Genomic DNA, 19,160 nt, shown 5'->3' with positions numbered 1-19,160 from the left:
AAGCTTATTGAATTAGCAGCAATTGTGATGAAATTAGGCAAAATAGAAAGGCTACAAAAGGGATTAAGAAAAGATTAGCGAATGTTATTAAATTTAAATTTCTTCAATTTTAAATTAAATTTTCTCATCATTATTTATATTTGCAGCCAAAATCCCTTAACATGTCATTTTCAGATTTATTCGGCTCGGGAGAGCATTTAAGAAATTTAAGTCATTTTGCAGCAATTGTGAATCTTGCTGCCGTAGACGGCGCTATTAATGAGGCCGAAGAAAACCTATTAAGACGTTTTGCCAGAAAACTGGATATTACCGAAAGTGAATATAACAAGGTACTGGAGAATCCTAAAGGATATCCATTAACTCCTTCTCATGATACAGAAAGACGCTTAGAACGACTTCATGACCTATTTAGAATTATTTTTGCAGATCATCTTATTGATGACGAAGAAGCCGAACTGATAAAACGTTATGCCATTGGGCTTGGTTTTTCCAGTCAGGCTTCCGAAAAGATTATCAAAAGATCTGTACAGATTTTTGGTGGACAGATTTCTTTTGAAGATTATCAGTATTTGTTAGAGAAAGAGAATTAATCTCCAAATTCTTTCATAAAGGCTTCTGCTTTTTCGACCATTTTTTTGCTTCCGCAAAAAATGGCAGATCGCTCGTGAAGTTCTGTAGGCATTATATCCATCACGCGTTGATACCCGTCGCTGGCTTTACCTCCTGCCTGCTCAACGATAAATGCCATAGGATTGCATTCGTATAATAAACGAAGTTTTCCTTTGTCATATTTCGTACTTTTTGGATAAATATAAATACCGCCTTTAATCATATTCCGGTGGATGTCTGAAACCATCGAACCAATATATCGCGAGGTATAAGGGCGGTCACCTTCTTCTTCCTGGCAGTATTTTATATATTTTTTGACGCCGGTTGGAAAATGCGCATAATTTCCTTCGTTAATAGAATAAATATTTCCGTTTTCTGGGAATTTCATATCAGGATGCGAAAGGTACCAGGAGCCCAGCGCCGGATTTAATGTAAATCCGTTTACGCCATGTCCTGTGGTATATACTAACATTGTTGATGTCCCGTAGATAATATATCCTGCGGCAACCTGTAAATTTCCAGGCTGTAGAAAATCTTCTGAAGTAACCGGTGTCCCAAGCGGAGTAACCCTTCGATAAATTGAAAAAATCGTGCCTACCGATACATTTACATCGATATTAGAACTTCCATCCAAAGGATCCATAAGCACCACATATTTATTTTTATGATCATTACGGCTTCCGGCAATCGTGATAAAATCGTCGTTTTCTTCAGAAGCGATCCCGCAAACGATTTCTCTATTGGTTAGGGTTTGAATAAATATATTATTTGCGAATACATCTAATTTTTGCTGATCTTCCCCCTGAATGTTTTGTTCCCCGGCTGCACCGGTAATATCCACAAGTCCTGCTTTATTTACTTCGTGATTTACTACTTTTGCAGCTAAACGAATAGAACGTATTAATCTGGATAATTCTCCTGTAGAATACGGGAAATCCTGTTGATTATCGATGATAAACTCACCGAGCGTGGGTCTGGTTTTAGTCATTTTAATTAAGAGTAGTTTGTTATCAAATTTATTGAAAAAATGCCGTTTTACATCGTTTTCGGAAACTTTTTAACAAAATTTAAAATTTCACTTAAAAATCTTTCAAAATGAATATAGAAGTAAGAAAAGCTACAAAACAAGATATGCCAGCGGTTCTTAAACTCATTAATGAACTGGCTAAATTTGAGAACGAACCTGATGCGGTGGAAATTACCGTAAAGGATTTAGAAAATGATGGTTTTGGAGATCGCCCATTATTTGAATGCTTCGTAGCAGAAGCTAATGACACTATCGAAGGGATGGCATTGTTCTACTATCGTTATTCCACATGGAAAGGAAAAACAGTTCATCTTGAAGATTTGGTAGTAAGCGAAGCCTTTCGCGGAAAAGGACTCGGAAAGGCATTATATACCAAGGTTATCCAATATTCCAAGCAGCAAGGTTGTAAGCGCACAGAATGGGTAGTTTTAGACTGGAATACCAATGCCGTTGAATTTTATAAAAACAGTGGCGCTACAGTTTTTGATGAATGGCGAACCGTACAAATGGATGAAGCCGCAATGGACTCCTTTTGCGATAAAACCCGTTAAGATTAAGCTAAGTCCTTAAAAATAACAAAAGTTCTAAAAGCATATTCCTATTTTTGTTAAAATCAACAATTTCTGGGATAGGGCCACAAGGTACAATCCGGAATATCTTTTTTAATTTTTAGAAATCTCGACAAACATCGGGAGCAAGAAATAATTCCTCGATAAATAAGTAAATAAAAAAACATGGAATATCAGATACGCGAAGCTAAAAGAGAGGACATGCCAAAAGTCCTTGAATTAATAATGGAACTGGCAAAACATGAAAATGCGGAAGATCAGGTTGAAATTTCTGTAAAAGACTTGGAAACCGAAGGTTTTAACAATGGTAATTTTAAATGTTTTGTAGCCGATGTAGACGGCAAACTTGCCGGGATGGCCCTGGTTTACTTTAGGTTCTCTACCTGGAAGGGACGCACCGTACATCTAGAAGACCTCATCGTTACCGAGAGTATGCGAGGTACCGGTTTAGGAGGTGCTTTATATAACCAGGTTGTAAAATATGGATATGAACATGGGGTTAAACGCGTAGAGTGGGTAGTCTCTGAAGGAAATAAAAATGCGATAGAATTTTACGAAAATACCGGAGCCGATATTAAAAAGAACTGGTATACTGTACATATGAATGAAAACGTTATTAAAAAGAATATTGAAAAATAACGAATGAAAGTCTTCAAATTTGGTGGAGCTTCTGTAAAAGATACGGCAGGTGTAAAGAATGTGCTAAAGGTACTGCAAAAGCACAACAATCCGGATAAATTGATTGTGATTTCAGCCATGGGAAAAACCACCAATGCGCTGGAAGTTATTATTCAGAAATATTTGGCAGAACAATCTCCTGAAGCTGAAATTGAACACTTAAGGCTGTTTCATGTAGAAATCATGAACGGACTTTTTGAACATAAGAAAGCTGCGGTTTTCGAAAAAATCAATCAGTTTTTTACTATTCTCAGAAACTTTCTTGAACATAATAAATCGAAACAATACGATTTTGTTTACGATCAAATTATAGGTTTTGGAGAGTTGATTTCTACCACTATCGTAAGTGAATTTTTATCGAGAAACGGAATAAGAAATACCTGGATCGATGTTCGCGATGTTATAAAAACCGATAGCACCTATCGTGATGCAAAAGTAGACTGGGAAACCACTCAGAAAAAAATTATTGCAGCAATTAATCCGGGAACCATTAGTATTACACAGGGTTTTATTGGTTCAGACTCTAATAATTTTACCACCAGCCTGGGGCGCGAAGGCAGTGATTATACCGCAGGGATCTTCGCATACTGCTTAAATGCCGAGAGTGTAACAATCTGGAAAGATGTTCCAGGCGTGTTAAACGCTGATCCCCGTGAATTTAAAACGACTACTTTATTACAGCAGATTTCTTATGAAGAAGCGATAGAACTGGCTTTTTATGGCGCATCGGTGATTCATCCAAAAACCTTACAGCCATTACAGCGAAAGGAAATTCCACTTTTTGTAAAGTCTTTTTTCCACCCCGAAAATGAAGGCACAAAAGTGTGCCGGGGTAACGGTTGTGCGGTAATTCCGCAATTACCCTGTTTTATTGTCAAGAAAAATCAGGCATTAATTTCTTTATCTTCCCGGGATTTTTCGTTTATGGTAGAAGAAAATATTAGCGAAGTATTTCAGCTTTTTCATCAATATCAGATGAAAGTTGATCTTATACAAAATTCGGCCATCAGCTTTTCAGTGTGTGTGGACAACAAGTTTAACCAACTCGAAAAATTAATTCAGCACTTAAAAGCAAAATTTCGCGTTGAATATCAAACCGGAGTTTCATTATATACCATTCGACATTTTAATGAATCGGCAATAAATTCAGTAGAAAAGGGCAAAAAAGTATTATTAAAGCAGCTTACTCATAACACGGTACAGATGGTTACCGCCGGTTAAAGACCATAATGTTTTTTGTTTGCTATATTTGTTTAAAACCAATCAACCAATGGGATTTGTAAGCGCCAAAGAAGTAGCTCGAGTAATGAATCTCGACAAAATGGGTTTTCTGGGAACCACAGTAGGCTGGGTGGTATTAAGAACCACCAAGCTTTCCAGGTTAAATAAAGAATATCAACAACGAAAAAACCTTAAAGGTGTAGCCTTTATCGATTCTATACTTGAAGGTTTCGAAATTCAGTTTGATATCCCGGAAAAAGACCTAAAACGTATCCCAAAGAGCGGTCCCTTTATAACCATTTCTAACCATCCACTTGGCGGTATCGATGGAATGATTTTGATGAAACTTTTATTAGAACAAAGGGAAGATTATAAAATAATAGCTAATTTTTTATTACATCGACTGGACCCCTTACGACCGTATATTATGCCGGTAAATCCTTTTGAGACACACAAAGATGCAAAATCAAGCGTTGGAGGGATTAAAGAAGCTATTGCGCATTTGCGCGAGGGTCACGGGCTGGGAATGTTTCCCGCGGGTGAAGTTTCCACTTATAAAGACGAAAAACTAATTGTAGATAAACCCTGGGAACCGGTCGCCATGCGTTTAATACAAAAAGCCAAAGTTCCTGTTGTACCCATTTATTTTCACGCTAAAAACAGTACTTTTTTCTATCGTTTAGCCTCGATGAGCGATGTCTTACGAACGGCAAAACTACCAAGTGAAATGCTCTCCCAGAAACGCCGAAAAATAAATGTACGCATAGGAAATCCAATATCTGTAGAAGATCAATCCGAGTTTAAGGATCTAGAATCCTTTACTGCCTATTTACGGCGAAAAACCTATATGCTGGCCAATGTTTTTGAAAAGAAGAAACTTTTTGAAAAAATCCCGCATACTTTAAAGCTTCCAAAAGCTCCTAAAAAGATCGCGACAGAAATGAAATCTGAGCTTATGGAGGCTGAAGTTGAAAATTGCCGTGAGTTAGATAAACGTCTGCTCATTTCTAAAAACTATGAGGTTTTTCTGGCTAAACGGGAAATAATTCCAAATATAGTACAGGAACTTGGACGATTGCGTGAAATCACATTTAGAGAAATTGGTGAAGGCACCAATAACCCGGTAGATTTAGATCCTTTTGATGATTATTATTACCACCTTTTTCTTTGGGATAACGAGACCAATAAAGTAGCCGGGGCATACCGAATGGGAATGGGGGCCGAAATTTTTAAAGACCATGGCATCAATGGTTTTTATCTACAGGATCTCTTTAGATTTGAGCCTGAATTGTATAAAATGATGAGCAAATCTATCGAAATGGGTAGAGCTTTTATCATTAAAGAATACCAGCAAAAACCAATGCCGCTATTTTTACTATGGAAAGGTATCGTGCATTGTACACTTCGTTTCCCAGAACATAAATATCTAATTGGAGGAGTAAGTATTAGTAATAAGTTTTCTAACTTCTCTAAATCCCTGATGATCGAATTTATGCGCTCTAATTATTATGATCCTTATGTCGCACAGTATATTCGACCAAAAAAAGAATTTAAAGTAAAGCTTGAAGATGCCGACAAAGACATTGTTTTTGATAAAAGTGAAGCCGATTTAAATAAATTCGATAAAATTATAGATGAAATAGAACCTGAAAATCTACGATTACCGGTATTAATTAAAAAATACATTAAGCAAAATGCCAAAGTAGTGGCTTTTAATGTAGACCCTTTGTTTAACAATGCAGTAGATGGCTTAATGTATATAAGGATCGCTGATCTTCCTGAAAGTACCGTAAAACCGGTTATGGAGGAATTCCAGAAAGAACTGGAAGAGAAACATCAGAACAGTCATTAAACTACCTAAAGGCGAGCCCGAGAAGCATTTTCAGAAATTGCTGATTTTAAGCCAAGCCTAGGAGTGTTTCATCTAGATTATATGGTAAGACAGGCAAACCATACCTGTTAATTTAGTGTTATACCTAAGCCAGGCTTAGGCCATTTTTATATCGATTATTATATTACCTGAAAACAGCAAACAAAAATGGAAAAAATATTAATTGCCGGAGCAACCGGACAAACAGGAAAAAGAATTATTGAAATACTCAATAGCTCTCAAAATTTTAATCCTGTAGCGATGATAAGGAAGGAAGAGCAAAAACAGATTTTTGATGATATGGGCGTTGAAAGTGTACTTGCCGATCTTGAAGGTGAGGTAAAACATGCTTTTGAAGGAGTAGATAAAGTGATATTTGCTGCAGGTTCTGGCGGAAGTACCGGCCCAGAAAAAACAACTGCTATAGACGAAGAAGGCGCCATAAAAATGATTGATGCTGCAAAAGCAAACAATATAAAAAAGTTTGTTATGTTAAGTTCTATGGGGACAGACAATCCTGAAGATGGCGGAGATCTGGAACATTATTTACGAGCAAAGAAAAAAGCAGACGATCATCTTCGCGAAAGTGGCGTTCCTTTTACAATTGTACAACCAGGAAGTCTAAGCGATGAACTTGGCCGGGCTCGCGTAAAAGTTGCAGAGAAACTTGGTGAATATGGCGAAATTGCCCGTGACGATGTTGCCTTTTTAATGGTCATGTCTTTAGCAGACCCATTAACTAAAAATATGAGTTTTGAAGCCCTGGAAGGAGAAACTCCTGTAAAACAAGCACTAATAGAACTAAGCGGAATTGGATAATTCCACCACTTATTCTTAGACTTATTAGGATGGCAGTTGCCATCCTTTTTTTATAAATATTGTTTTACAAAGGCCCTGCAAAAATGTTTAATCCCAAGCCTGGTAACTTCAAAAGCTTCATGGATCTTTCTATTATTACCCTTTACCGCCGATGGGTCTCTAAAATGCTGATGTATTCTAACGGCACTGGATGAAAATCTAATGGAACAATGTGATTTTACATGATCGCAAACACTAATGATATAGTCAAAATCAATATGCTTATATTCCGCTATCAGATTGCTGGTATGCGTTTTAATATCAATACCATCTTCCTGCATTGCAGCGATGGCACGTGGGTTTACTCCATGCGTTTCTATTCCCGCACTATAGACCTTAGCTTTTTTAAATGCAAAATAATTTAAGTATCCGTGAGCGATCTGACTACGGCATGAATTTCCCCTACATAACACGAGAATGTTTTTCATAAGCTTATTTTCACGATAAACTTTTAGCAATTAGAGCGCTAAAAACGATAAAAAATTGTGAGTTTTACTAAAATAATAAGCTACAACAGATTTCCTGTTTCCGTAATGTTAAGTATTAGGCTATTTAAGAAAAACTTTATATAGATTCCCAGAGTTCAATTTTATTGCCTCCGCATCTAAAATCCATCCAAATTTCCCATATCATAATTTTTAGGTTCTCCAAGTACACTTACAACTTCAGCGGTTAGTGTTTTTAATAATTCATCTAAATTTTCAACCCCAAAATTTATCATAAACTACTTTTTAGAAGCTGCAAAATAACCTGTTTGTCTATCTATAAGGCTCCATTGTGTAGCACAGTCGTTGCTATCTTTATCTTCCACCAAAAAGTGCAACCATAATCATCGGTATTTAAACCAAGATGTTTTTTATACCAAGCTTTTGCTTCATTCGGATCTTCAGATTTGAAAAAGATACCGCCTATACCTGTTACTCTGTTTTTCATGAACTCTAAATTTATTTTATCTAAATTGAGTTAGCTCTTTTACATTTTTCGAATTTGGAAATGCTGATGCCTTTAGGTAAGATATTAAACAGTTCTTTAGGCTTATGAAATAGTGGGAAACACAAAACAGCAAAAATAAAAAAGCTGCCTGATAATATTTCAGACAGCTTTTTAAAATTTATAGGATTAGGCTTATTCTTCGCCTTTACCAAATTGCTTAATAATTTTATTGGCAATTACTGTGGCTAACTTTTCATGCGACTCTACCGTCCAACCTGCTATATGCGGACTCAAAATTGTATTGGGCATAAACATAAGTTCACGCATAGCTTCCGGTAATGGCTCGGCAGCGCTAACAGCTACGTTTTTCTTGTTTGCAAACAAGCTCTCAAAAGATGATTTTTCGTATTCCAAAACATCTAACCCTGCGCCTAAAACCTGTCCTGATCGTAGTGCATAAACTAAATCCTCTGTCACTACGTTCTTACCACGTGCCGTATTGATAAACCAGAAAGGCTTTGCAAAAGATTCGATAAATGCTGTATTAACCATTTTATCGGTTTCCTTGGTCCAGGGTGTATGTAAACTTACCACATCGCATTTTTCGGTAAACTCTTCCCAATTTACCTGGGTTGCATTACTATCGTCTACATCATCTTTAATATCATAGCAAAGTACTTCTACATCAAAACCTCTTAATTTTTTAGCAAAAGCCTTTCCCATATTTCCGTAACCAATAATTCCCACGGTTTTTCCATCCAGCTCGATTCCGCGATTATCTTCACGGTTCCAAAGCCCTTCTCTAACTTCTCTATCAGCTTTATTCAATTTATTGAAAAGGGATAACAACATGCCTAACGTATGCTCTCCTACCGCATTTCGGTTACCTTCGGGAGCCGAGAATAATTGTACTCCACTTTCTTTTGCATATGCTACATCGATATTTTCCAGACCGGCTCCTACCCTTGCAATAAACTTTAGATTTGGTGCTGCATCAAGAAAATCTTTGTCTATTGTATACCTGCTCCTTATTACAATTCCATCATATAAATGCTGGTTTTGCAAAGTTTCTTCCCTGCTTTGTGTAAATCCTTCAATATTGTGATGCCCGGCATCTGCCAATAGCTCAATCAACTTCGAGTGATTCGTATCGGCGTGTAAAATGATCATTTTAATCGATTTTTATTAATATATAATTTGTGATTTTTAGCTGAAACACACCTTTCCTTTAACCGGTTAAGCTTAGAAAACCAGATACCTACCTGCTCAATATTTATTCTAACAAAGATATCATCTGAATGTGAAGCTGAATTCCCCGAAGATAAAGGGGATCAACCGCTTTCTAAATTTAATCGTTGAAAAGTGAAAAGTGTCATATTCAACCGCTACAATAACCCACAAATTTAAACAAAGCTGGGAATATGAAGAAAAAATAAACCAATTTCTTAGAAGCCCAATATGACTTTAGCGATTAAAAAATAGGTAAGAATCCCAAAAACATCATTACTGGTTGTTATAAACGGTCCTGTGGCTACTGCGGGATCAATATTATTTTTATCTAAAACAATGGGGATCACTGTTCCTATCATCGCCGCCAGTAATATTACAGAAATTAAGGCCACTCCAATGCTTAAGGATTCCATATAACTGGTGTCAAACCAAACACTACTTATAATAAACACGATCATCGCAATCGAAATTCCGTTTACCAACGCCAGGGAAGTTTCTTTTAATAACCGCTTTGCGATAATATTTCCCTTTAAACTTCCATTTGCTAGCCCCTGCACTACTATGGCGCTGGATTGCACTCCTACATTACCTGCAGTTGCCTGAATTAAAGGCACAAAAAGCAATAATTTGGGAAAAACCGCCATAGCCCCCTGAAATCCGCTAATAATTCCTGCCGCTCCCAGTCCTCCAAACATCCCTATTAAAAGCCAGGGTAAACGTGCCCTTGTTTGTTTAAAGATATTATCATCGGCTTCTACACCTTCAGAAATACCGGCCGCCATTTGGTAGTCACGTTCGGCTTCCTCTTTTATAAAGTCTACAATATCATCAATAGTAATTCTACCTACCAAACGTCCCATCTCATCGATTACAGGAATGGCTTCTAAATCATATTTTTGCATGATCCTGGCAACCTCTTCTCCTTCGGTATGTACATTTACATAATCTACATTGGGGATATAAACATCCCTAATATTCTCGTTGCTCGCAGCGGTAAGTAAATCTTTTAAGGACAGTCTTCCTTTTAAGCGATTTTTATCGTCTACCACATAAATAGAATGTACGCGGGTTACATTTTCTGCCTGGGCACGCATCTCGGTCATACAACCGGTAACACTCCAGTTTTCATTAACTTTCACTAGCTCTTTTGCCATCAAACCACCGGCAGAGTCTTCTGGGTAACGCAACAACTCTACAATATCTTCAGCATGTTGTTCGTCCTGAATTTCAGAAATCACCTGCTTCTGCAACTCAGGCGAAAGCTCGTTCATGATATCGGCAGCATCATCGGTATCCATTTCTACCAACTCATCTGCGATCTCTTTGGCCGATAAGGTTTCTAAAATACGTTCTCTAACGCCCTCCTCAAGCTCCATTATAGCTTCAGAAGTTTTCCCACTATCAAGCAGTCTTACCAGGTAAGTTGCGTCATCAAGGCTAAGCTCGGTAATAATTTCAGCGATATCTGCGTGGTGCACATCCTCTAAATGCAATAGCAATTCTTCATCATTCCTTTGTTCAATAAGGAATTGAATTTTTTCAATTAGTTCGGTGCTAATTTGAAACTGCATAAGGCTCGATATTTAAGGTAAGTGAAATAAAATCCTGCGTACTGAGCTGCTCTGGCCGCTTGCCAAAGATAGCATCTTCCCTTAAAGTATCGGGTAAATTAAGACTTTTTAAACTATTTCTTAAGGTTTTACGTCGCTGTTGAAAGCCCATTTTAACAATTCTAAAAAACAAGGCTTCATTACACTTTAAATGATAGTCTTTTTTTCGGGTTAACTTAAGTACGCCACTATCTACTTTTGGAGGTGGATTAAATACTGAAGGCGGTACAGTAAACAAATATTCGGCATCATAATATGCCTGGGTTAATACTGAAAGAATACCATAAGTTTTACTGCCTTCTTTTTCACATATACGTTGGGCTACTTCTTTTTGAAACATCCCAGAAAATTCCGGGATCTGATCTCTCATCTCTAATACCTTAAAAACGATTTGGGAAGAAATGTTGTAAGGAAAATTACCCGTAACCGCAAAAGGCTTATGACCAAAAACTTGTGTAAGATCATATTTTAAAAAGTCCTGTTCGTGAATCCTACCATGAAGCTGAAGATAATTGGCATTTAGATAGTCGACACTTTCGGCATCTATTTCAACGACATGAACTTCAGTATCTTTTTGAAGCAAGAATTTGGTGAGGACACCCATCCCCGGGCCAATTTCCAGCACATAATCGTAGCCGGAAAGCGACAGGGTATCGCCAATCTTTTTAGCTATATTCTCGTCTTTAAGAAAATGCTGACCAAGATGTTTTTTAGCCCTTACCTGCCCATTTTGATCTTCCCGGCGGGGTGGTTTATAGTCTTTCTTAAATTTCTTCTTGCTCATACTTTTTGTTTTTAAAACAAATTATTGTTCGTCCATCACCTGAAGTTCTGTAGAAAACTCTACGATCTTCCCCTTAAATATTGTGGTTTTAGCAACCATATTTGCATGATCCTCTACATAAAAAGTTTTGAGATAGGCCATACTTTCGGCAGTATACTGTACCGAATAGGTGATCCCTCCCATAGGCTCCTTGCTAAGTACTTTGGTCATTAAAGCCTTGGTAAATTTACCAGTATCGAGCATTGCAGGAATATATTCCTCCTTCATCCATTTCAGCCAATCTGCATGCGCCTCTTCCTGCACATTTGTTGTTACATTATAAATCACCATTTTTTTAAATTTTGTACTGAATTTGCAAAAATACAAATCAAAAACCTTGATACAAGTCTATATGCCACCAATACTAAAACCAAGTATAAGCATTTCAGGTTAGTTTGAAATTCAGCGCTTTTTCTTCCGAAGAAAAGAAACAATAAAATTAAGTGGAAATAATAATTGCGCGGCAATGGTAATAGCCGCAATAATAAACATTAACATCATGATGGTTTGCGAAAAAGCATAATCGATCTCTAATTGCTGAAAATAGCCATAAAAAACCAACAAAATTAACATTCCAAACACACTGATATAAACATGATAAGCGATCATCCAGGTAATTAATTGCTTTTGAAAAATGTCCATCAACCAGTAACCAAGTCCAAATACGGCAAAAAGGATAACAATTACTACCGAAAAAGTAAGATCACTAAAAACGTAGAAGGTAGCCCCAATATTTACACTGGCAAAATATTCCTTATGAAACAAACCATACATAAACACAAACGGGATAAGCACCCAGAATAATTTATAGGATTTTGATAATAGCTCTCTCATTCTATAGCATCGCCTCTAAGCGATCTGTACTTCTTTCGGGATTCGATAAAATAAATACTATCCTCAAAATTAAATAAAATCTTCTCGTAATATTGTCGGGCTTTCTCAGGCAGGTTTAGTTTATTAGTATACATCTGGGCCAGATTCCATGCGGCATTATCGGCCAATAAATCCTGCCCGTAGTTATCCAATATCGCCAAATAGTTTTTTTCGGCTAAAGGATACTGTTCTTCTAATTCGTATAGCTGCGCCTGTTTATATAGTGCTTCATCTTCAATTTTCTCACCTATATGGTCCTGTAATAATTGTGTCAACTCGGTAATTGCCTGTTTATTTTTCCCCTGATAGGCCAGTAAATCGGCATGTGCATACTTTTTAAGCGCTATCTGGGTAGAGTCCTCTAAAGTATTATCTTTAATCATCAGGCTAAGTTCCATCGCGTCATTTGCGATCAATTGAGAAGTTGATTTTTTAAGGACATCCAGCTGTGTTTGTGCCCATTCAAAATCCCCTTTATAATAGCTGGTTTTGGCAACCTTAAATTGTGCATCCTGAGCAATTTGATCGTTTTTCACCATTTTTTGCACCTGGGTGTAGGTAATAAGCGCTTCATTAAATTTTTCCTGTAACACCAAAACATCGGCAAGCGCCATTTTTATTCTGGCCTTCTCATAGTCATTTATCGCTTTAACGAGCAAATTTTTAAGAAGATTCTCGGCTTCAGTAACTTTCCCAGATTTAAAAGCTAAAAACTGACCAAAATCGATTTGTAGCGGAATGGTTTCTGGAGAATCTCCATATTCTTTGATAACACTGCGAAAATTTTCTTCAATTTCAGGATATGCTGAAGGTATTGCCGTGGCTACCTGCAAACTGATTTTCAACTGTTTTGCCCGTAGTTTTAAAGAAGCCGGGGCTTCTTCAATAATAAAATCGGTTACCGCTTTTGCAGCTTCCAGATCTCCTGACCTTTTCGCGGCATAAGCCAAGTTCATGATGCGATTTAAATTCGGCACTTCAGATCGCCGATAAATAGCTTTTTCCTGAATAAGCGCTTTATTGTATTCTTTTTGCTGTATATATAACCAGCTTAGCATCTCATTATAAAAAGGATCTGGATTGGTTTGCAGGCGTTTTAACAAGGTATTTCTAAGCAAGGTATTAGGTTCGGCCGAAGCATCTTTAGTAATAAATTCTCCAAACTCCCTATTAGCGTAAGGAAAATACTTCTCATCTTTAATGACTAAATCCAGGTAACTTTCAAACATTTGCTGAAGCTCCCCCTGCTCGCCGTAAAGCCTGGCCAGTTTTAATTCGAGGCCGGCATTAGGCATTAATTGATTGGCTTTTTTATAGGCGTTAGCCGCGTAATCCAGAAGAATGTAATTTTCAAATTTTAAGCCTATCCCAAAGGCTTGTCTTGGATCTTCTTCCAGTAAAGCCAAGGCCTTTTGATAGTATTGCTCTGCTTTTGCTTCGTTTCTTTGTAAAGCGAAATTATGACCTATATCAATTAATATGGTAGAATTTTTTGGAGAACTTTCTAATTGACGTAGAAGCATCTCTTCTGCCTTATCAAAGCGCTCTAACTGCTGTAAAGAACTAATCACTCCCTGAAAAGCACGCGGATTATTATTTTGTTGCTCCAGTGTTTTTTGATAATAGGATAGCGCCTTTTCGTATTCCCCTTTAGCAAAAAAGTTTTCTGCCAGTTGCAATGACTGTGCATCCACGACAACCGAACTAAGAAAAACTACTATGATTAAAATAAAAAAGCGCATAATGTAAATATAACAAAATGCGCTTCTTATTAGTGATTATTATCTTGTTAATCGATCATATCGAAACCTGTATAAGGTACCAGTACATCCGGAATTTTAATTCCGTTTTCTGTCTGATAATTTTCCAAGATTCCCGCTAATACACGGGGTAGCGCCAAAGCACTTCCGTTAAGAGTATGTACCAACTCTTTCTTCCCTTCTTTATTTTTATAACGTAATTTAAGGCGATTTGCCTGAAAAGTCTCAAAATTTGAAACCGAACTAATTTCTAACCATCGATCCTGGGCGGTAGAAAAAACTTCGAAATCGTAAGTTAAGGCAGAGGTAAAGCCCAAATCGCCGCCACATAGTCTTAAGATACGATAAGGTAGTTTTAGCTCCTTTAGTAATACTTTTACATGATCTACCATTCCCTCTAAAGCCGCATATGAATCTTCTGGTTTTTCGATTCTTACCAATTCTACTTTATCAAATTGATGCAGGCGGTTTAAACCACGTACATGAGCTCCATAGGAACCTGCTTCTCGCCTAAAACAAGGGGTGTACCCCGTACAGGCAATAGGAAAATCTTTATCTGTCAAAAGATTATCGCGGTACATATTGGTAATTGGCACCTCGGCGGTTGGGATCATATAAAGATCATCTGCAGTGATGTGATACATTTGCCCTTCTTTATCTGGCAATTGCCCTGTACCGTAACCTGATGCCTCATTTACCATTAAGGGCAACTGATATTCTGAATAGCCGGCTTCTACTGCTTTATCCAAGAAATAAGAAACTAAAGCACGCTGCAATCTGGCGCCTTTTCCTTTATAAATAGGAAAACCTGCCCCGGTTACTTTATTTCCCAGTTCAAAATCGATAATATCATATTTCTTTGCCAGTTCCCAGTGTGGTAATGATCCTTCCGCTAAAACAGGAACATCCCCTTCCTTATAAATCTCTTCATTATCATCTTCAGAAGTTCCGGCGGGAACAACTTCATTTGGCACGTTAGGAATGGTATACAGCAGTTTTTCTAAATCTGCGATAGTAGTGGCTAAAACCTCAGAATAATTCCTGGAATCTTCTTTTAATTTACCTGTTTTCTCTTTTAAAAGATTGGCTTTTTGATGTTCTCCGTTTTTAAACATCAATCCAATTTGCTTTGATAGTTTATTGGATTCGGCCAAAGTATCATCAAGTCTGGACTGAGTAGATCGACGGGTTTCGTCTAAACTCAATACCTCATCAAAAATAGATTCAGCATCAAAATTTCTCTTCTTTAACGCTTCGATATAAGCATCTTTATGCTCTCTGATGTTGTTAACTTGTAACATAAGGCCAATTAATTTTATTGCCGTTAATAATAATTTGAATCCGCAAATGTAATAAAAGCAGGACTATTTATTCTTCTAAATTAGAAGGCAAAATCCAATCATGATGAGCAAAATAATTCCATTGTTCGTTTGCAATATCAACCTGAGGATCGATTAATCTCTCGTAAGGTCTGCCATTAACCGAAACCTTTGCCTCCACAAAAACCTGAATATCTTTACCTTCTCTTGCATATTCCTGTTTTAATCGCTGTGCAAATTGCCAAATCACATCGGGTTTAGTACTTATTATCCTGCGTTGTTTGTTAGAGAGGTATTTGTTTTTTTGAACCATTATGGTATCTGTAGTTCCTTTCTCTACTACTTTAAAGGTAGATCTTCCGCTTTTGGTTCTTAACATCATACGCCAGCTTAAGCGGTGACCTTCCTCCGTCCACAGCACATTATCCTTAATCACCCAGTGTCTTAACGGTAGCGAAACCTGGATGATAAACCATACAATAATCGCAAATTTTAAGATTCTATCGTGATCCGGCACGACCACTTCTTCCCCATCGTAATACGGTTTTTTATTACGCAGTAAGTATTTGTTGACTTTTTGAGTAGGAAAAAAGAAGACACAAAACGCCAAAGACAAGTAAGGAAATATCCCGATATGAAAAACAAAACTATTAAATAGATGAAAAAATATCGCCAAAATAAAAAATGGAACCCGGGTTCGTCGCCACAACAACATAGGGACGATTAATAAATCGAAGATCAATCCAAAATAAGCGATCACCCATTTTATCCATGGTTGCTGAAGAAACTCGCCAACGAGCCAGTAATTTCGTTTTCCCCGCATTAACAGTTCGGGCACTGTGCCATCAAGCCAGTCCGGATACAGTTTTGCTATAGACGCATAACTATATACAATCCATAACTGAATCACTATAAAAAGCCACACCCAGCGCGGCATAGCGATAGCTCGTATAGCTTTATTTTTCCAGGCGTCATAAGACAATGCTTTATGTGCCGGTAAAAAAATCATAATAAAGCAAAGCAACATTAAAAGGTAATAGTGATTGTTATAAGACGATTTTTGCATTAAATAGACCGCTGCCCACATAAGTGTATAGCAAAACATCGAAAATCGATATTTAAAACCAATCATCACCAGGATCCCAAAAATTCCCATTACAGCATAATAATAATACATAAGGTCCCCGGGGAGCGGCTGTAAAAATTCGAATCCTATAAAGTTGAAGGTGAAATCTGGTTCTACAAGGGTTCTCCTCACCCAGCCCGTAAAAATCCCTCCAATAGCTTCAAGCGCAATTAACAATCCAAAAGCTATTCTAAAGAATATTAAAGCTGAATTATCTACACGCTTAAAAAGCCATCTATTCCACATAATTATCTTTTATATATTGTTTTGAAAAAGCCTCGTCCTGTTTCATGGCAAGTTTTAATTCTTCCACCGAATTGAATTTCTTTTCGTCCCTTATTCTAATTAAAAGGTCGATTTTTAAGCGTTTTCCATAAAGATCTTTATCCAGTTTAAAGAAAAAACTTTCGATCGTTCTTGACGTACCGCCTACGGTTGGGTTTGTCCCAATACTCATCATGCCAAAATAGGTTTCCCCTTCGATAACAGATCGCACTACATAAACGCCATTTTTAGGAATAAGCTTATAATCTTCAGCAATATTAATATTTGCCGTTGGATAATTAAATTCTTTTCCAAGCCCTCTTCCTTTAACCACTTCACCTTTTAAGGAAAATGGATGCCTTAAGTAATTATTAGCCTTTTCTACTCGCCCTTCTTCAAGTGCGGTTCTTATTTTAGTCGAACTTACAGCTACTTCTTCAATATCCTGACGGGTAATTTCTTCGACTTCAAAATCAAATTCTTCCCCAAACTTTTTAAGGTCATTGATATTCGCAGTACGATTTCTGCCGAAGCGATGATCATAACCAATAATTACCTTTTTGGCCCTTAATTTTTCTACCAGTATTTCTTTTACAAATTCCCTTGCGGTAAGTCGTGAAAATTGCATGGTAAATGGATGGATTACCAAATGATCAATACCAGATTGTTCCAGGATATCAGTACGTTCTTCTATGGTATTAATTAATTTAATTCCACTTTCTTTCTGCAAAACCATTCTTGGATGAGGAAAAAAAGTAAGTATCACCGATTCTAAATTATTAGCCCGGGCACTATCTACCAAACGTTTTATTATTTTTTGATGCCCTGCATGCACTCCGTCAAAAGTACCAATAGTTACTACTGTTGGTTTATCACTTTTAAATGCACTTGCTCCTTTGTGTATTTCCAAGGCTTTTTATTTTCCGTTAAATGAATTCATTGTATTAGAAACACCTGCGGTCGCGAAAGACTCAATCAATTCAGCCGAAATTTTAAGGCGTCCGGGAAGCTCTTTAAGTTCTTCCTCACTCCATTCCCCCAACACATAATCGATTTGCTGCCCTTTAGAAAACTCGGCACTTATACCAAATCTAAACCGGTTATATTTTGTGGTATTCAGCTGTGCCTGAATATCTTTTAATCCGTTATGCCCACCATCACTACCTTTTGTTTTAAGACGTAAAGTCCCAAAAGGCAGGTTAAGATCGTCTGTGACCACCAGTAAATTTTCTACAGCGATTTTTTCTTTCTGAAGCCAATAATTAACAGCCTTCCCACTAAGATTCATGTAAGTACTTGGTTTCAGCAATACAAAAGTTCTTCCCTTATATCGAAATTGAGCTATATCGCCCAGCTTTTGTGTAGTAAAAACAGCCTCTTGTTTCGCTGCTAATTCATCCAGAATTTTAAAACCAATATTATGGCGCGTATTTTCATATTTTGGACCAATATTCCCCAGGCCCGCGATTAAAAACTTTTTCATGGGATCAGTTACTTCTTCTGCAGTTTTCTTTGTTTTTAAAATTCTTCCGAAGAACGACAGCATTTTTTTATTTCTTTCGGTAAAGATAAAATTTTCACTGCGCTTTTAATAACAGTGATGCTAAAGTTCTTACAAAAAAATATCCCGTATCGTGTTGATACGGGATATGATATAAAAATAATACTTTTTAAAAGACTATTCTTTTACTGCTGCAACATCATCAGTTTCTGTAGATGGCACATCTTGTGGATCATCTTCATCCTCATCATCGTCATCAAGCGCAACGATATTACGAGAAGTTCTAACCTGACAAATTACAGTGTTATCTGGGTGCTGAATTTTGTAATCTTCGCTTTCTACAGCAGTTACATATAATTTCTGACCAATTTTAAGTTTTGTAACATCTGCCTCGATATAATCTGGAAGTACTCCTGGTAAACCACGTACTTTTAGACGACGTAGGTTATACCTTAATACACCACCATTTTTAACACCACGGGCAACACCTACAGTATGGATTGGAATTTCCATAGTGATTGGTTTGTTATCAAATATCTCATAGAAATCAACATGAAGAATATTATCAGTTACAGGGTGAAACTGAATATCCTGAAGAATCGCATTGTACTTTTCTCCACTCTTCAACTCGATTACTACTGTGTGTACATCAGGCGTGTACACTAAGTGCTGGAATGAAATTTCCTCGGTTGTAAAGTGTAATGGCTCTGCATCACCACCGTACAATACACAAGGAACCTGGCCAGCATTACGTAGCGCTTTAGTAGCTTTTTTACCTACGCTTTCTCTTTTAGATCCTTTGATCGTAATTGACTTCATTTCTTATTTATTTTTAAGGAGTGCAAAATTGCAACATTTTGCTGAAATATTAAAGCCTGATACTAAATTT

Annotated in this window: 19 protein-coding genes and 1 pseudogene; 6 read left to right on the top strand and 14 right to left on the bottom strand. The window is 37.1% G+C overall.

Annotation, left to right across the window (positions count from 1 at the left end):
- The first annotated feature begins 161 nt into the window (after nt 1–161).
- Nucleotides 162–590 carry a TerB family tellurite resistance protein gene (locus tag ZPR_RS02250; protein ID WP_013069980.1) on the top strand — a complete coding sequence of 143 codons (429 nt, stop codon included), beginning with the start codon at nt 162–164 and terminating at the stop codon, nt 588–590.
- On the opposite strand, the gene fbp is transcribed toward ZPR_RS02250, so the two are convergent.
- Complete coding sequence (gene fbp / locus ZPR_RS02245; RefSeq protein WP_013069979.1) at nt 587–1,597, bottom strand: class 1 fructose-bisphosphatase; 1,011 nt, start codon at nt 1,595–1,597, stop codon at nt 587–589. The two genes, ZPR_RS02250 and fbp, sit on opposite strands and share 4 nt — an antisense overlap.
- Nucleotides 1,598–1,704: 107 nt before the next feature.
- Here fbp and ZPR_RS02240 point away from each other — a divergent pair, with 107 nt between their 5' ends.
- From ZPR_RS02240 to ZPR_RS02220, 5 genes are all read left to right on the top strand, one after another.
- Nucleotides 1,705–2,187, top strand: coding sequence for a GNAT family N-acetyltransferase (locus ZPR_RS02240; RefSeq protein WP_013069978.1), 483 nt, complete (start codon nt 1,705–1,707; stop codon nt 2,185–2,187).
- A gap of 183 nt (nt 2,188–2,370) precedes the next feature.
- The gene (locus tag ZPR_RS02235) at nt 2,371–2,844 is read left to right on the top strand and encodes a GNAT family N-acetyltransferase (protein WP_013069977.1); all 474 of its coding nucleotides are present in this window, start codon (nt 2,371–2,373) and stop codon (nt 2,842–2,844) included.
- A 3-nt stretch (nt 2,845–2,847) separates the two neighbouring features.
- Nucleotides 2,848–4,104: an aspartate kinase gene (locus tag ZPR_RS02230; RefSeq protein ID WP_013069976.1), complete on the top strand. Its 1,257-nt coding sequence runs from the start codon at nt 2,848–2,850 to the stop codon at nt 4,102–4,104.
- Between the two features lie 49 nt (nt 4,105–4,153).
- Nucleotides 4,154–5,956, top strand: a complete 1,803-nt coding sequence (locus ZPR_RS02225; RefSeq protein ID WP_041578553.1) for a GNAT family N-acyltransferase — start codon at nt 4,154–4,156, stop codon at nt 5,954–5,956.
- 186 nt (nt 5,957–6,142) lie between these two features.
- Nucleotides 6,143–6,793: an SDR family oxidoreductase gene (locus tag ZPR_RS02220; protein ID WP_013069974.1), complete on the top strand. Its 651-nt coding sequence runs from the start codon at nt 6,143–6,145 to the stop codon at nt 6,791–6,793.
- Between the two features lie 50 nt (nt 6,794–6,843).
- Here ZPR_RS02220 and ZPR_RS02215 read toward each other — a convergent pair whose 3' ends face one another.
- The 13 genes and pseudogenes from ZPR_RS02215 to ZPR_RS02155 form a co-directional block, all read right to left on the bottom strand.
- Nucleotides 6,844–7,260 (bottom strand): arsenate reductase ArsC, encoded by a 417-nt coding sequence (locus ZPR_RS02215; protein ID WP_041579513.1) that lies wholly within the window; start codon nt 7,258–7,260, stop codon nt 6,844–6,846.
- Between the two features lie 136 nt (nt 7,261–7,396).
- Nucleotides 7,397–7,765, bottom strand: a pseudogene (locus ZPR_RS02210) (VOC family protein).
- A 192-nt stretch (nt 7,766–7,957) separates the two neighbouring features.
- The gene (locus ZPR_RS02205; RefSeq protein WP_041578552.1) at nt 7,958–8,935 is read right to left on the bottom strand and encodes a 2-hydroxyacid dehydrogenase; all 978 of its coding nucleotides are present in this window, start codon (nt 8,933–8,935) and stop codon (nt 7,958–7,960) included.
- Nucleotides 8,936–9,210: 275 nt separating this feature from the next.
- Nucleotides 9,211–10,566, bottom strand: coding sequence for a magnesium transporter (gene mgtE / locus ZPR_RS02200; protein WP_013069969.1), 1,356 nt, complete (start codon nt 10,564–10,566; stop codon nt 9,211–9,213).
- Complete coding sequence (gene rsmA / locus ZPR_RS02195; RefSeq protein WP_013069968.1) at nt 10,550–11,389, bottom strand: 16S rRNA (adenine(1518)-N(6)/adenine(1519)-N(6))-dimethyltransferase RsmA; 840 nt, start codon at nt 11,387–11,389, stop codon at nt 10,550–10,552. Before rsmA ends, mgtE begins: the two co-directional genes overlap by 17 nt.
- A 21-nt stretch (nt 11,390–11,410) precedes the next feature.
- Nucleotides 11,411–11,719 (bottom strand): DUF4286 family protein, encoded by a 309-nt coding sequence (locus ZPR_RS02190; RefSeq protein WP_041578548.1) that lies wholly within the window; start codon nt 11,717–11,719, stop codon nt 11,411–11,413.
- Nucleotides 11,720–11,830: 111 nt separating this feature from the next.
- Nucleotides 11,831–12,262, bottom strand: coding sequence for a hypothetical protein (locus ZPR_RS02185; RefSeq protein ID WP_148211644.1), 432 nt, complete (start codon nt 12,260–12,262; stop codon nt 11,831–11,833).
- On the bottom strand, nt 12,259–14,043 hold the full coding sequence (locus tag ZPR_RS02180; protein WP_041578547.1) for a tetratricopeptide repeat protein: 1,785 nt from the start codon (nt 14,041–14,043) through the stop codon (nt 12,259–12,261). Before ZPR_RS02180 ends, ZPR_RS02185 begins: the two co-directional genes overlap by 4 nt.
- Nucleotides 14,044–14,090: 47 nt before the next feature.
- A complete protein-coding gene (gene serS / locus ZPR_RS02175; RefSeq protein ID WP_013069964.1) occupies nt 14,091–15,362 on the bottom strand; it encodes a serine--tRNA ligase in 1,272 nt (423 codons plus the stop codon).
- A gap of 67 nt (nt 15,363–15,429) precedes the next feature.
- Nucleotides 15,430–16,752, bottom strand: a complete 1,323-nt coding sequence (locus tag ZPR_RS02170; protein WP_013069963.1) for an HTTM domain-containing protein — start codon at nt 16,750–16,752, stop codon at nt 15,430–15,432.
- On the bottom strand, nt 16,742–17,680 hold the full coding sequence (locus ZPR_RS02165) for a bifunctional riboflavin kinase/FAD synthetase (RefSeq protein ID WP_013069962.1): 939 nt from the start codon (nt 17,678–17,680) through the stop codon (nt 16,742–16,744). The genes ZPR_RS02170 and ZPR_RS02165 overlap by 11 nt, the downstream gene beginning before the upstream one ends.
- 6 nt (nt 17,681–17,686) lie before the next feature.
- Nucleotides 17,687–18,316, bottom strand: coding sequence for an aminoacyl-tRNA hydrolase (pth, locus tag ZPR_RS02160; RefSeq protein ID WP_013069961.1), 630 nt, complete (start codon nt 18,314–18,316; stop codon nt 17,687–17,689).
- A 132-nt stretch (nt 18,317–18,448) separates the two neighbouring features.
- Nucleotides 18,449–19,090: a 50S ribosomal protein L25/general stress protein Ctc gene (locus tag ZPR_RS02155; protein WP_013069960.1), complete on the bottom strand. Its 642-nt coding sequence runs from the start codon at nt 19,088–19,090 to the stop codon at nt 18,449–18,451.
- Nucleotides 19,091–19,160 lie beyond the last annotated feature (70 nt).

Source organism: Zunongwangia profunda SM-A87, from assembly GCF_000023465.1.
GTDB lineage: Bacteria > Bacteroidota > Bacteroidia > Flavobacteriales > Flavobacteriaceae > Zunongwangia > Zunongwangia profunda.
This window is presented reverse-complemented; position numbering and strand designations above follow the sequence as displayed.